Origin of the sequence: Ferdinandcohnia jepli, assembly GCF_047246645.1 — a bacterium.
Taxonomy (GTDB): Bacteria; Bacillota; Bacilli; order Bacillales; family Bacillaceae_L; genus Ferdinandcohnia.
The window spans coordinates 46,888-60,807 of sequence record NZ_JBFOKR010000003.1 but is presented as its reverse complement, the minus strand read 5'-3'; the positions used below and the strand labels follow the sequence as shown (position 1 = coordinate 60,807).

The 13,920-nt window shown below is 36.0% G+C and carries 13 protein-coding genes; 2 read left to right on the top strand and 11 right to left on the bottom strand.

The window, feature by feature from the left end:
* Positions 1-45 precede the first annotated feature (45 nt).
* The 5 genes from AB3M96_RS03845 to AB3M96_RS03825 form a co-directional block, all read right to left on the bottom strand.
* Positions 46-1,299, bottom strand: a complete 1,254-nt coding sequence (locus AB3M96_RS03845) for a GNAT family N-acetyltransferase (protein WP_412966254.1) — start codon at positions 1,297-1,299, stop codon at positions 46-48.
* Between the two features lie 64 nt (positions 1,300-1,363).
* Positions 1,364-1,978, bottom strand: coding sequence for a TetR/AcrR family transcriptional regulator (locus AB3M96_RS03840; RefSeq protein WP_412966253.1), 615 nt, complete (start codon positions 1,976-1,978; stop codon positions 1,364-1,366).
* 55 nt (positions 1,979-2,033) lie between these two features.
* Positions 2,034-2,303 carry a hypothetical protein gene (locus AB3M96_RS03835; RefSeq protein ID WP_412966252.1) on the bottom strand — a complete coding sequence of 90 codons (270 nt, stop codon included), beginning with the start codon at positions 2,301-2,303 and terminating at the stop codon, positions 2,034-2,036.
* Positions 2,304-2,793: 490 nt separating this feature from the next.
* Positions 2,794-3,546, bottom strand: coding sequence for a type I methionyl aminopeptidase (gene map, locus AB3M96_RS03830; protein WP_412966251.1), 753 nt, complete (start codon positions 3,544-3,546; stop codon positions 2,794-2,796).
* A 122-nt stretch (positions 3,547-3,668) separates the two neighbouring features.
* Positions 3,669-5,363 (bottom strand): M3 family oligoendopeptidase, encoded by a 1,695-nt coding sequence (locus AB3M96_RS03825; RefSeq protein WP_412966250.1) that lies wholly within the window; start codon positions 5,361-5,363, stop codon positions 3,669-3,671.
* Between the two features lie 861 nt (positions 5,364-6,224).
* Between AB3M96_RS03825 and motA the strand changes: the two genes are divergently transcribed.
* Both motA and motB read left to right on the top strand, forming a co-directional pair.
* Complete coding sequence (motA, locus tag AB3M96_RS03820; RefSeq protein ID WP_412966249.1) at positions 6,225-7,016, top strand: flagellar motor stator protein MotA; 792 nt, start codon at positions 6,225-6,227, stop codon at positions 7,014-7,016.
* Entirely contained in the window at positions 7,009-7,761 is a 753-nt protein-coding gene (gene motB / locus AB3M96_RS03815) for a flagellar motor protein MotB (protein ID WP_412966248.1), read from the top strand. Before motA ends, motB begins: the two co-directional genes overlap by 8 nt.
* Before the next feature lie 27 nt (positions 7,762-7,788).
* Here the strand turns inward: motB and AB3M96_RS03810 are convergent, their stop codons facing one another.
* From AB3M96_RS03810 to AB3M96_RS03785, 6 genes are all read right to left on the bottom strand, one after another.
* Positions 7,789-9,357, bottom strand: a complete 1,569-nt coding sequence (locus tag AB3M96_RS03810; RefSeq protein ID WP_412966247.1) for a bifunctional metallophosphatase/5'-nucleotidase — start codon at positions 9,355-9,357, stop codon at positions 7,789-7,791.
* A gap of 149 nt (positions 9,358-9,506) precedes the next feature.
* Entirely contained in the window at positions 9,507-10,301 is a 795-nt protein-coding gene (phnE, locus tag AB3M96_RS03805; RefSeq protein ID WP_412966246.1) for a phosphonate ABC transporter, permease protein PhnE, read from the bottom strand.
* Positions 10,301-11,110 (bottom strand): phosphonate ABC transporter, permease protein PhnE, encoded by an 810-nt coding sequence (gene phnE / locus AB3M96_RS03800; RefSeq protein ID WP_412966245.1) that lies wholly within the window; start codon positions 11,108-11,110, stop codon positions 10,301-10,303. Before phnE (AB3M96_RS03800) ends, phnE (AB3M96_RS03805) begins: the two co-directional genes overlap by 1 nt.
* Positions 11,110-11,880: a phosphonate ABC transporter ATP-binding protein gene (gene phnC / locus AB3M96_RS03795; protein WP_412966244.1), complete on the bottom strand. Its 771-nt coding sequence runs from the start codon at positions 11,878-11,880 to the stop codon at positions 11,110-11,112. Before phnC ends, phnE (AB3M96_RS03800) begins: the two co-directional genes overlap by 1 nt.
* A gap of 177 nt (positions 11,881-12,057) precedes the next feature.
* Positions 12,058-12,987 carry a phosphate/phosphite/phosphonate ABC transporter substrate-binding protein gene (locus AB3M96_RS03790; protein WP_412966243.1) on the bottom strand — a complete coding sequence of 310 codons (930 nt, stop codon included), beginning with the start codon at positions 12,985-12,987 and terminating at the stop codon, positions 12,058-12,060.
* A gap of 120 nt (positions 12,988-13,107) precedes the next feature.
* Positions 13,108-13,917, bottom strand: coding sequence for an inositol monophosphatase family protein (locus AB3M96_RS03785; protein ID WP_412966242.1), 810 nt, complete (start codon positions 13,915-13,917; stop codon positions 13,108-13,110).
* Positions 13,918-13,920 lie beyond the last annotated feature (3 nt).

Below are 13,920 nucleotides of genomic sequence, written 5' to 3'. Positions count from 1 at the left end.
CTTGCTCATTTTTACATCTTACGTGTATCGCATTTATTCAAGCCTCTAAAACGCAGTCATACAAATCGGTTTGTCATCTGTTAAGAACAATCGATTAATAATCCCGATATCTTCCGGTTTTGTAATAGTTAATAAACCTTGCTGATACAAAGCCTTCGCATTAACTGCTCCCATCACAAGTGATGAGAAATCTGAAACGTCCAGTTTTATTTCTGCATTAGGTACCGAGTCCTCAACTATTTGTGCATAACCTTGTTCAAAATCTACTACTACACTCCCCGAGTTCTCTGGAACAAATGAATCCTCAACAGTTATCTTTACTGAATATGAAATATCATTGAAATTATGGTTATTAAGTGTTTCAAATAAACCTGCTACATCAATTATCCGATACATGATGCCGAGTCCAGTTGTATGTGTTTCATGATAACAACTTGGAATAAGATGGTTTGATCCATTCGTAGGGTCTGTAATGGAGTAATGGAAAAATTCATCTTGAGTGTTAACTATTACTCTATTGATTTGGTCAAATTGGTTATGAAGAAATCCAACAAGTTGTTGTTTAGCCTCACTAGTTTCATAGATGAATTCCTTCACAATTAAATCATTCAATAAAAAGTTAGTATCACTTTTTTTCTTAAACGAAAATGAGAGATAACCTTCAATCTTGTTATCTTTTTTTAAACCAACATAAAGTACATTAGGATTTTTGAATAACGTATCGGCCTCAGAATCAGTTCTCAAGCACATTCCATGCTGGATTTCTGCATATCGATTATAGCAATCCAGCACATCTTTCTTATCCTCTTCAGTCAAATATTGTACTTCCTTATTTCCAAGATTCTTTAGAAAACTTGCAGGGTTTATTTTAAATTGATTCATCTTTGTTCCGTAACCAAATCCCATTCTTTTGTAAAAGTCCAGCCGAAAAGGATACAACATGACGATTGGAACCCTGCGTTCGCGAAAGTATGAAATAAAATACTGAATTAATTCCTTTGCTACCCCTTCTTTTTTGTGAAGGAGATCGACTGCAATTGAACCCACTCCGCCAACCTCTATTAACTGAGAACAGAAGTTCATGGTGAAATGGTGAATTCTCATTCCTCCTACTACTTTTTCATTGCGAAAAAGGCCGTAATAATCGGCTTGAGGATCATGCAGCTGTGTATTTTGAATTTGTTGCTTAAGTTTCATCTGAACCTCAGGCGAATGAGTGACAACACCTGGATACGCGTTTGTATCAATTCGAATAAAATGATCCAATTCCTCTATAGTTAGTTTCCTAATTGAACTCATTATTCACACTCCTTTTAAATCGACTAGTCGGTTTAAATTATGTTAGAAGGAAAGAACTCCTTCTCTATCTTTGAACATGCTGGAGAACAATTTCCTCTGCTTTTTTTATAGTATTTCGATAAAGGTCCTGGTCTCCAATAACCGAGTAATGAAGACTAACTCCGTCTAAGATTCCCCAGAACAATGCAGCAATGATCTCAGACTCAACATCAGAACCAAATTCTCCTGTTCTCTTTCCTTCATCAATAATATCCTTTAATAACTTTTGATAAAGATTCTTAAAACGGTCAATCATCAATTTTTTCAATTGCTTATCTCGTCCAGAGTTTAGAAAAAATTCAATTTGAACTTGAATTGAGCGTTGTTTCTGTTCGTTTAGGTTAACGCCTGAGAAAGTCGTAAAAAAGTAACGAAGTTTCTCCGTAGACGTAGACAATGCATCTGTTTCTTGTTTAAACCTACTTAAATCCCTTTCCGTCTGTGCATTCATAAGCTGCACATATATATCCTCTTTACTTTCAAAGTAGTTGTAAATTGCCCCCTTGCTCATACCTGAATAGGCAACAATATCATCAATTGTTGCAACCTGATATCCCTTTTCTCCAAATGCTTTCATTGCACTCTTTAAAATCTCTTTCTTCTTCTTTTCTTTGTACTCCTCTGAAACAATCGGTGGCATATCAAAAACTCCTTTCTTAAAAAACGACTACCTAGTTTATTTTATTTAATCATATTTAAAGGCTACTAATCAACTTATTTAATGCAAATAAATATTTATGAGGAAGGGAAATCATTGTCATTACAAAATAGTCAGTCTCATATACATATTTCGAGGTGTATATAATGTCTATTATTTCAAAGCTATTATTATTTTTTTCTTTTTCTCTTCTCCTTTTTAATGGATCAGCGGCAAGCTTTATTCTTTTTAATGAAAGACTTGGAATGTTATTTGGGTATGGATTATTTGTATTTTCTTGTCTTGTAGGTGCTCTTTTCGCTTCCATTGCAGAGGAGCCTGGAACTACAAGAAAGTTCTATTGCAAATACTGTATGATTGGAAACTTAATCGTAGCCTTTTTCCCTCTTTACTTTCATTTTGTAGCTGACACTATTTTCCCAACAATCTTATCCCTCCTCCTTTAGTCGTAGGTGGTGTACATCACAACTATGATTTCAAATCAAACTCCTATCCGATGTAATAAAACGCAACTACCTTTAGAATGAACATGTAGCCAAAAGAAGAAGGCACAGTGTTAAATCTAAAGGAGAGTGAGCCCTTTGCTAAACTATACCATCGCAAAAATGATTTTAGATACCGAGAGAGAACTTCGTCAGAGTGAGATAAATTTTACGAATAAGGTTAAAAAAGCACATTCAAAACCTACAATATTTAGAAGAATGAGGAGTAAAAGAGTTGTTTGTGAAACTTGTTAGAACTAAAAAAATGCATTAAAAAAGTCACTACTACTAGTGACTTTTTCTTTTATAGACTACTTAAGCATCCTGATCAGTTAATATAATTGGTCCATCCTGTGTAACTGCTAGTGTATGCTCATACTGTGCTGAGAGACTACCATCAATTGTACGAGCAGTCCAGCCGTTTTTGTCCATTTTTGATTGCCATTTTCCTACGTTAACCATTGGTTCAATTGTGAAAACCATGCCTTCTTTTAATCGAAGTCCCTTATTTGGAAGGCCATAATGAAGCACCTGTGGTTCTTCATGCATCGTTGGTCCAATGCCATGCCCAATAAAATCTCGAACAACTGAAAACCCTTCAGCCTCTGTATAAGACTGAATAGCATGACCGATATCACCAAGACGGTTTCCTACAACCGCTTGTTCGATTCCTTTATAAAGAGCTGTTTTCGTAACATGTAGGAGCTTTTCTGCCTCGTCAGATATTTCTCCAACGCCATAAGACCATGCAGAGTCTGCCAGTGCTCCCCCTAAATTTACTACCATGTCAATTGTAACGATATCTCCGTTTTTCAATGGTTGTTTTCGAGGAAAACCATGACAAATTTCATCATTTATTGAAGCACATGTTGCGTATTCATATCCTTTGTAACCCTTTTGCTCAGGAGTGGCACCATTTTTTTTAAGGAAGGTTTCAGCAAAGCTGTCAATCTCCATTGAGGTTATCCCAGGCTGAATTAATTTTCTAATTTCCTTGTGGCATGCTGCAAGAATTTGTCCAGCTTCTCGCATTAGTTCAATTTCTCTTTTTGTCTTTAGATGAATCATGAAAAACACCCTCATTTATTTGTTTATGTATTTATTATATCCTTAAAAAAATAATTTTGCATAAACGAAAACCTGATTATTAAAAAAGGACCGTAAACATATGTTTACAGCCCTTTCCTTAATTATAATTGTTTGTCATCCACACTATTTAACCAAGATTCAATTTCACCAACTACAGATTGAACAGTTCCTTCTTCAAATGGAGAAAGTAGATTCGCTACTTGTACAAGCTCTGTAAACGGCTTACTTCCACCTTGCTTGCAAAGATGAACATAATCAGCCCACGCAGTATCATGATCTTCACGTGATTTTTTCCAGAATTGGAATGCACAAATTTGTGCTAATGTGTAATCAATATAATAGAACGCAGTAGTGTAAATATGACTTTGACGTTGCCAGAATCCACCTTGTTCTAAGTATTCATTGCCATCATAATCTTTATTTGGCATATACTTGTGTTCGATTTCTCTCCAAGCTTTATTACGCTCTGCTGGAGTTACATCTGGATTTTCATACACAAAGTGTTGGAACTCATCAACTGCTACACCATATGGAAGGAATAAAAGAGCTTCACTTAGATGAGCAAACTTGTACTTATCTGTATCTTCTTTGAAGAATAATTCCATCCATGGCCATGTAAAGAACTCCATACTCATCGAATGAATTTCACAAGCTTCATATGTTGGCCAATTATACTCCGGTACCTCATAATGTCTACTTGAGTATACCTGGAATGCATGACCTGCTTCATGAGTTAATACATCAATATCACCAGATGTACCATTGAAGTTTGAGAAAATATATGGTGATTGATAGTCAGAGATATATGTACAATATCCACCACTTGCTTTTCCTTTTTTAGCTACCAAGTCCATTAAATTATTATCAATCATAAAATTAAAGAATTCACTAGTTTCATGTGACAGCTCATCATACATTTTCTTACCGTTGTTGATGATCCATTCAGGGTCTCCTTTTGGAGTTGCATTTCCTGTTTTGAAACGGAACGACTCATCATAGTATTTTAAGCTGTCAACACCAATTCGCTCTGCTTGGCGTTTACGAAGGTTAACAGCTAAAGGAACGATATGCTCCTTAACTTGGTTTCTGAAGGTAGCAACCATTTCAGCATTGTAATCTGTTCTTGAAAGTCTTGCATATGCAAGCTCTACAAAATTGTTAAAACCTAGCTTATGAGCAACCTTAGTACGTACCTTCACTAACTTGTCGTAAATCTCATCAAATTTTTCTTGATGTTGCTGATAAAAAGCAAAACGTGCTTCATTAGCCTTTTTCCGCATGTCACGGTCAGTTGATTCTGCTAACGGTTGAAGCTGGGCTAATGTATACTCTTCACCTTCAAACTCAATTTTTGCTGATGCAACAAGTTTTGTATATTCAGAAGAAAGTTTGTTTTCTTGCTGAAGATCTTCTACTACCTCTGGTGAGAAGGTTTTCAGTTGTGTATCAGCAAAATTAAACAGATGCTTACCCCATTTAGCCTCTAGTTCTACGCGAAACTTAGAGTTTACTAGTGCCTCATAGTAAGAAGTTGTAAGACCTTGAACTAATGGTTGGATTTCATCTAGGTAATCCTGTTCTTGCTTGTAGAATTCGTCATTTGTATCGATTGTATGTCTAACATAGCAAAGGTTAAAAGCTGTATCTACTCTTCTTTGGATCGCAATAATATCCTTCATTGCTTGATCTTGATCTGCAGGATTTTCTGCATTTTTAAATCTTTCTAGTGCTTCGTTGAAAGTTTGATTGACTTCATCCATATTAGGACGGACATACTGATAATCATTAAAATTCATATAGGGTTCTCCTTTTAAAGAAATAGAATATGTATTCTATTTTATTGTAAACCAATACTCCCCTTTTTTTCCACAATTAAATCTTCGTCAAAATCAGCTACATTCTGATAAGATATTCTTAACTATTTGGATTTTTTGTCGATATAATTGATAGACATTATTTCTTTGGCTCTTTTCCTTTAAAGTTGTTGCTATTTTGCGTTTATTCTTTGAAAGTGTATTGAACAAAGTTTGGTGATTTCCGCTCCTGGCACTTGCTTTCCGCGGGCGGACCGTGAGCCTCCTCACTGAAATGCTGAAGCGGCTTGGTCAGAAACGAGGAAATTGGCCGCCAATAACGCCACGTCCTGTGGCTTTGGCGGCACTAGCACATCCTGTGCGTCGGAGACTCCGAAAAAGAGGCGTCTTTTGCCTCTGACGGAGGAGTTGAAATTTCTCGAGTTTTTAGTCGCTGAAGTTGGACAAGTCGCTGCGCTCCTGCGGGGTCTCACTTGACTTGCACAGGACAAGGAAGGCTCCGGCAGCATAAGCATCGCACGAAGAAAATGCATAGCATTTTCGAGGATGTGCTGACGTCTACGTTCGCCACAGGACGTGGCGGTTTTTAGTAGACGATCCTATGACTTTCCCGCAGGACTTTGAGAGGCTCCTTTGAATTCTCCCACGCACGAAGAAAATGCAAAGCATTTTCGAGGAGTCTCGTACCATACGCTCCAATCACTTGTCTTGAAATCATTTTCCAGTTCAAATCACCTTCCAATAGAGATTAAAAAAGCAACAAAATTTGCGAAAATAGCCTTAACTATTAATAAAAATAACTACTAGTCTATTACAATCGTATGAAAGTTTAGGTGAGATAATTTGGATAAGTCGTCATTAATAGGAGTAATCCTTGGGTTCATTGCAGTTTTTGTTGGTATGGTTTTGAAAGGGGTAAGCCTTTCAGCGCTCATTAATCCAGCAGCTATTTTAATTATTATTCTAGGAACAATCGCTGCGGTAACCATAGCATTTCCATCAAGTGAATTAAAAAGAGTTCCTCAGTTATTTGGTGTTCTGTTTAAAGAAAGAAAAATGCTGTCGATCGAAGAATTAATTCCGATGTTTACCAACTGGGCGACAATTGCCCGTAAAGAAGGGCTCCTCGCTTTAGAAGTGAAAGTAGCTGAAGTAGATGATGAATTTTTACGTAATGGTTTAAGTATGGCTGTAGATGGACAAAGTGCTGAATTTATTCGAGATGTTATGACAGAAGAAATTGAAGCAATGGAAGAAAGACATTTATCAGGTGCGTCAATATTTACACAAGCTGGAACCTATGCCCCTACATTAGGAGTGTTAGGTGCCGTTGTCGGTTTAATTGCAGCCTTAAGCCATATGGATAATACTGATGAGTTAGGTAAAGCAATTTCAGCAGCATTCGTTGCTACATTACTTGGTATTTTCACTGGCTATGTATTATGGCATCCTTTTGCAAATAAATTGAAGCGAAAGTCCAAGCAGGAAGTTAAAATTCGGGAGGTTATGATTGAAGGAGTATTATCTGTCCTTGAAGGTCAATCTCCAAGAGCAATCGAACAAAAGCTTTCAACATATCTATCAAGTAATGACCGTAAACGGATTATGACAGAGGGTGAAGCAATCGATGGCTAGAAGAAAAAAGAAAGAGCATCATGAGGAACATGTAGATGAATCATGGTTAGTGCCTTATGCTGATATACTTACCCTTCTGTTAGCTTTATTTATTGTATTATTTGCATCTAGTTCTGTTGATGCAAATAAATTCCATCAACTTGCTAGCTCATTTAATAATATTTTTAGTGGCGGTACTTCATTTCTTGAATATGAAAGCCCTGAACCAACTGAGATAGAAAGTATTCAAACTGGTGAAGAAAATGAAACTGAAAAGGCAAGGAAAGAGAAGGATCATGAGGAACTTAAGGAGTTACAAGGAAAAATCAATAATTATATAGAAGTTAATGGATTAGATTTAAGCCTTCAAACTCGACTTACCGAAGAAGGACTTCTCGTAACATTAAAGGATGGCGCATTTTTCGATTCAGCAAGTGCCCAAGTACGTCCTGCCGATGCAAAGTTGGCAAGAGAAATTTCTGACCTTTTAGTAATGAATCCTCCACGAAATATAATTGTTAGTGGACATACCGATAATGTCCCAATCAATAACCGGCAATTTGAAAGCAATTGGCACTTAAGCGTTATGCGCTCAATTAATTTCATGAAAATCTTATTAGAAAATGAAAAACTAAATCCTAGCCACTTTAGTGCTCGTGGTCTTGGCGAATTCGACCCGATTGCTACGAATGATACAGCAGAAGGTCGAAAACTTAATCGACGAGTTGAGATTCTAATTTTACCAAGTGAACAAATAAATAATTAAGGCTGCCGTATCTGGCAGCCTTTTTTTTCACCATATTACTTTCCAATTATTATTAACAGTTGCCTCGATTGTTCCTCTTTCTAGAATATAATTCGCAATTAACTCTGACATATCTAAAGGGATATCCTTAACAATCGGTTTATCTTTAAACATTACATAATCTCCGCCGCCACCTGCTCGATAGTTATTCATCACGACGTCATATTCACCATTCGGCTGGATTGGTTCACCATTGAATGTTAGCTTTACTACTCTATTACCGATGGATTTTGATATATCAAATGTATATTCAATACCTTCCCACATATCATAGTTATAATGTTGAGGCTTCGGTGTTGTAAATGAAGGATTAACTGTTACTTCTCCATCATTTAACATAAAGTAGCTGGCACTTCGTTCAAGAGCCTGTTTCAAATCCTCTCCGCTAATACGTACTACAGATAATGTATTTGGATAAATATAATTTGAAACGACATCTCTCATTGTAATATTCTCTGGAAATCCTTTAGTTATATTGTTAAATAGAGCAGTATTTGAAATGGATACATGGGCTACATCCATTTGAACCTTATTAATAAACTCTACTAGTGCATTGTCTTTTAATCGTGCCTCAAGTGGATCGTTTATTGTCATATTACCAACCACACGCCCGATTGGTTTATCTAACCATGCTTGCGTATTTTCTTCATATCCTTGAACAAACTCAATCATGTTCTTGTCCGGTTCAATTGAATCTAAAGATAGTAATTCGACATCTGACTCCTCAACAATCCAGCTACCTGCCTGTTTTTTTAGTGTAAGCGTTGCTTTTCCAAGTGCTTGCCCATTAAAACTTGGTTGAAGAACAGGTATGTTATTTACTTTCCCCGCAAGAGATCTGTGCTGGTGACCAGTTAGGAGAAGATCAATTCCCTCAACTTCCTGACAAATACGATAACCTTGATTTTCGCCGGTTTGGTTTTCTGTTGGTTTGCCTGATTCTAGGTCACATTCGAAACCGCCATGATACGAAACAATCATAACATCCGGATTTTCTTCTTCTCTAATTTTTTGTACCCATTGTTTCGTGGTTTCTAAAGCATCTTCAAATAGGAGATCTTTAATATGCTCAGGATTCTCCCAATTTGGAATGTAATGAGTTGTTACACCAAGGATTGCTACTCGAATACCTTCTGCTACTTTTAGGATGGAATAAGGTTTTCCAAAATAAGCTTTTTTCGAATTTCGATCAAGAATATTTGCTGACAACCATGGAAACTCAGACTCTTCTATTGCTCTATTCAGTACGTCCATTCCATAATTAAATTCATGATTTCCAATCACTGCTGCGTCATATTTTAAACCATTTAGTATTTTAATCATTGGGTTCATTTCGGTATTGTTTGAGCGTACATAATGATATGTCAAGGGAGTCCCCTGTATTAGATCGCCGTTATCAATCAGAATCGTATTTTCATTTTTTTCTCTTTCGTTTTTTATTAATGTAGCTATTTTTGCTAACCCAAGTTCTGCTGGTTCATTACTCCCATAATTAATAGGAAAAATGTTGCCATGAACATCACTTGTCTCAAGAACTGTAATTGTAATAGAATTCATTTCAAGTTACCTCTTCTATATATTAATAGCCGATAAATATTCCCATACTTAGTATACACAAAATTTATAACATAGAGCCAAACTGTTTTACATAAACCGCTATAATTTAAAAAAGCACTTTCTATAAGAAAGTGCTAAACAACATATTATTAAACAATCTTACTACGGATTTTCCCACTTATTAAGTCAATGATGGTAACAACAACGATAATAATGATTAACATCATACCAACTTGTTCCCAGTTACGTTGCATTGAAGCAATAATTAATGGTGCACCAATACCACCCGCTCCAACTATCCCTAAGATTGTTGACGAACGCACGTCAACTTCGAAACGGTACATGGCGTAGTTAGAGAACTGCGGAATAATTTGTGGAATGACTCCGAACCAAATTACTTGGATACGATTTGCTCCATTTGCTTTTAATGCTTCAAGTACCTTCATATCAATTGATTCGACTACTTCTGAGTATAGCTTGCCTAGCATTCCAATGGAGTGGATACCTACAGCTAGTACACCTGCATAAGGTCCAATACCTACAGCAGCAACGAAGATAATCGCAAGCATAATTTCTGGGAATGCTCTTATTCCGTTAAGTATCCATTTACCTAACGTTGCAACCTTCGAGATATTTCTTGCAGCCAAGAAACCAAAAGGGATTGCTAAGATAGCTGCAATTAATGTACCTGCATATGCAATTAGTATAGATTCCAACATGTAGTAAGCATACTCGGGTATTTTCGCATGAATTTCTGGCATGAAAAATGGATCCCAAAAAAGTCTCTTAAATATGGTTGCTGGACTTAAAGTAGAACCTCTATATGTTAAATCTGTCATAGTAAAAGCAATATAGTATAAATACAGTAATACAATAGAAATAACAACAATCTTCCATTTCCCTTTTTTTGCTGGCGGTTTTAATAATTCTGTTGGCTTACTCATTACATCAATCGCTCCCTTACCCGGTTACTTACAAAGTCAATAATCGTAACCGCTATAAACGTCATGATGACTATTGTTGAGACGTTATCAAAATTAAACATGGCTAGTTGTTTTTTCAGGATTAAACCAATACCACCAGCACCAACAAATCCTAAGACAACTGAAGCACGAACATTAATTTCTAATACATACAATGAATAAGATGTAAAGTGTGGCATGATTTGTGGTAAAACACCATACCATATGACTTGAATCACATTTCCACCAGTTGCTCTAATTGCTTCTAATGGATTAGGGTCAATTGCTTCGATTGTTTCACTAATTAGCTTCGCTAAAATCCCCACTGAGAATATGAAAAGTGCTAATATACCTGCCAAAGCTCCAATACCAACTAATGCAACTAAAATAACAGCTAGGATTAACTCTGGAATTGTACGAAGGATATTTAAAAAGAAACGAACTACTTTATAAAAACCCTTCTTCTTATTGATATTAGATGCTGCAAAAAAACTAATTGGTAATGCAACGATTGCTGATAATGTGGTACTTAGTAGTGCCATATTCCACGTTTCTATTAAACTTTTTAACACCGTATCAGCATAGCCTAAGTTTGGTGGAAATAAGTCGTTTACAACAAAGGCAATTACGTGAGGCATCCCCTCAATAATTCGATCTGGGTAAGCTTCAGTAAATATCGCAGATACAATATATATACCAATAACAACTGTTAAAATACTGCCAATTGTGGTCTTAGCACGCAATGGTACAACAGGTATTTTCTTTTTTATTGGATCAGCTTGTTTACTCATTATTCAACACTCCCGCGGATATCATCATCCTTAATAGGACGACCATATATTTCCTCGAAGGTTTTTTCTGTTACAGTCGATGCGGGACCATCAAAAACAATCTCTCCTGCTCTCATACCAATAATTCTGTCTGCGTATTCCATTGCCATATCAATAAAGTGAAGGTTAACGATTGTTGTAATACCTAAGTCTTTGTTAATTCTTTTTAAATCTCTCATAACAATATGTGAAGTTGGAGGATCAAGACTCGCCACAGGCTCATCAGCCAAAATATATTTCGGCTTTTGAGTTAACGCACGTGCAATACTTACACGTTGTTGCTGCCCACCACTTAGTTGGTCAGCACGTGTATAAGCCTTTTCTTCAATTCCAACACGTTTCAGGTTCTCTATCGCTAATTCCTTGTCTTCCTGAGAAAAAAGACCAAGGAGACTCTTTATTGTACCTATATGACCAAGTCTACCAGTTAATACGTTTCGAAGAACGGACATACGATTTACAAGATTATAGTTTTGAAAAATCATACCAATCGTTTTTCGTAAGTTCTTAAGATCTTTTTCTTTATATTTCAATGTATTCTTTCCATCTATCAATAACTCTCCATCAGTAGGTTTAACCAATTGGTTAATGCTTCTGATAAAAGTGGATTTTCCTGCGCCAGATAAACCTACTACAACAACAAATTCACCAGGATTAATCGTAACATTAATATTTTTTAAGCCTTGATGGCCATTCGGGTAAGTTAAAGAAACATTTTTAAATTCAATCATGTTCTTACTCCTTTACATTCTTAAAGTAAATCTAACAAGTAGGTTTATTTACATCCCACTAAAATTAGGTAGACAAAAAGTAGTTTAATGAGACCTATTTCTCAAAATTTCCGCAATCTGATAAAAAAGAGAGAAGATGGCTCCTCTCTCTCTTTATACATTTATATAGGTAAAGGATTATTCACCTAGTTGATCTTTAAATTTGTTATAAACATCGCGAACAACGTCAAACTCTTCGTCTTTAGCTTCTGCAATTCCATCCCAAGTATAAACTTCATTCATAACTTTTAATACTTCAGGATTGTCGTTAATCGCTAAGAAGGCTTCTCTAATTTTATTCTTCATATCTTCAGGTAGGTCTTTACGAACTGATACTCCATCATTAGGAATTTCATCTGTAAAACCAATTACTTTTAATTTTTCTTTTACGTCTGGAATATCTTTTTCTAGGTTGTCACGAACATCAGTAAAAGTTGTAGCAAAATCTGCTGAACCATCTAATACAGCAAGTGCTGCATTATCATGACTTTGTACTGCTGTTTGATTAAAGAATGTATCAAGGTTTTCAATTCCCATTTCCATTAACTGTGAAGCTGGAAATAAGAATCCAGAAGTTGAAAGTGGGTCACCGTATGCCCAAGTTAGACCTTCTGTAGCAACTATATCCTCAACAGAGTTTAATTTAGAGTCAGCAGCTGCAACGTATTGTGCTTTATATTTATCTGATCCATGACGAATCGCTTTAACTAAAACATCTACATCCGCACGTTCTTTAGCTTGTACATAACCAAATGGATTTGTAAAGCCAATATCAACTTGTCCAGTTCTCATACCTTCTACAAGACCAACGAAGTCAATCATAACTTCTGCCTTAACAGGCACTCCAAGCTGTTCACTTAAGTACTCTTCAAGCGGTTTAACATTGTCTGCAATTGTGTCAGCTTCTTGTGAAGGGATGAAGCCCATAGTTAATTCAGTAATTTCTTCAGTCTTTTCCCCTTCTCCACCGTTTGCTTTTTCATCATCTGATCCTTCTTCTGAAGCACCACATGCTGTAACGGCTAAAAGTAACCCAAGTGCCAAAAGCATTGCTAAAAACTTTTTCATTCTCTCTCTCCTCCTAGGAATATAGTAAAAGTAAAACCTTTTTTATTATATATTAAAATATTGCTAATTTCGACACAATTTTATAATATTTTACAAAAGGTTTACAGAAACATTACGAAATTAGTGCTTTTTTCCTAGTTTACACTCAACATGTAGGAGAATTTCATCTAACACCTTACTATTTGAAAATAATGTTGTTCCTGGCGTAAAAACAGAAAAAGTATTGTTATTCAAATCCTTCATAACACCACCAACTTCATTCAATATCACCATACCACCAGCAATATCCCACGGTGATAATCGGAAATCAACATATGTATCTAACCTTTCACAAGCAACATAAACAATTTCTAATGCTGCAGAACCAATGTAACGAGTACCTCGAGCTTTTTGAACAACCTCTGTAAAAAGAGTATGATCTACCTTATCATTCGGTACTAGCCAGAGTTGATTAATACTAATATTTGCCTCTTCTAAAGACTTTGCCCGTATCTGAGGTAATTGCTTGTCGTTTAAGAAAGCTCCTTTGCCATCTTGTGCATGAAACATTTCCCCCGCAATAGGATCGTATACAATTCCAATTCGTGGTTGGCCTTTTTCATACACGGCAACAGATATTGCAAAGTTTCGTTTCTGATGGACAAAGTTTGTTGTGCCGTCTATAGGATCGACGATCCAAACTATTTCATCCTCTGCAATATACTCTTGATCCTTAGCTAGGCCCTCTTCTCCTAAGAGAAAATGGGAAGGAAACTTTTCCGAAATATGGTCCATAAAAAACTTTTCAATTTCTTTATCTTTATTTGTAACTAGATCAGCAGCTGAAGTCTTATATTCAACATGGATAATCTCCTGCGTTGCATTTCGAAGAATTTCACCAGCTTTCTCTGTCCATTCAATTGCCGTTTGATATACTTCATTCCAATTCACTTA

Coding starts and splice junctions, on each gene's coding strand:
- motB (WP_412966248.1), top strand. CDS start 7,009: ATGGCTAGAAGAAAAAAGAAAGAGCATCATGAGGAACATGTAGATGAA.
- phnE (WP_412966245.1), bottom strand. CDS start 11,110: ATGAGTAAACAAGCTGATCCAATAAAAAAGAAAATACCTGTTGTACCA.
- AB3M96_RS03835 (WP_412966252.1), bottom strand. CDS start 2,303: ATGGAAGCGAAAAGAGCACCTACAAGACAAGAAAATACAAATAATCCA.
- AB3M96_RS03840 (WP_412966253.1), bottom strand. CDS start 1,978: ATGCCACCGATTGTTTCAGAGGAGTACAAAGAAAAGAAGAAGAAAGAG.
- AB3M96_RS03825 (WP_412966250.1), bottom strand. CDS start 5,363: ATGAATTTTAATGATTATCAGTATGTCCGTCCTAATATGGATGAAGTC.
- phnC (WP_412966244.1), bottom strand. CDS start 11,880: ATGATTGAATTTAAAAATGTTTCTTTAACTTACCCGAATGGCCATCAA.
- AB3M96_RS03810 (WP_412966247.1), bottom strand. CDS start 9,357: ATGAATTCTATTACAATTACAGTTCTTGAGACAAGTGATGTTCATGGC.
- map (WP_412966251.1), bottom strand. CDS start 3,546: ATGATTCATCTAAAGACAAAAAGAGAAATTGAACTAATGCGAGAAGCT.
- phnE (WP_412966246.1), bottom strand. CDS start 10,301: ATGAGTAAGCCAACAGAATTATTAAAACCGCCAGCAAAAAAAGGGAAA.
- AB3M96_RS03845 (WP_412966254.1), bottom strand. CDS start 1,299: ATGAGTTCAATTAGGAAACTAACTATAGAGGAATTGGATCATTTTATT.
- AB3M96_RS03790 (WP_412966243.1), bottom strand. CDS start 12,987: ATGAAAAAGTTTTTAGCAATGCTTTTGGCACTTGGGTTACTTTTAGCC.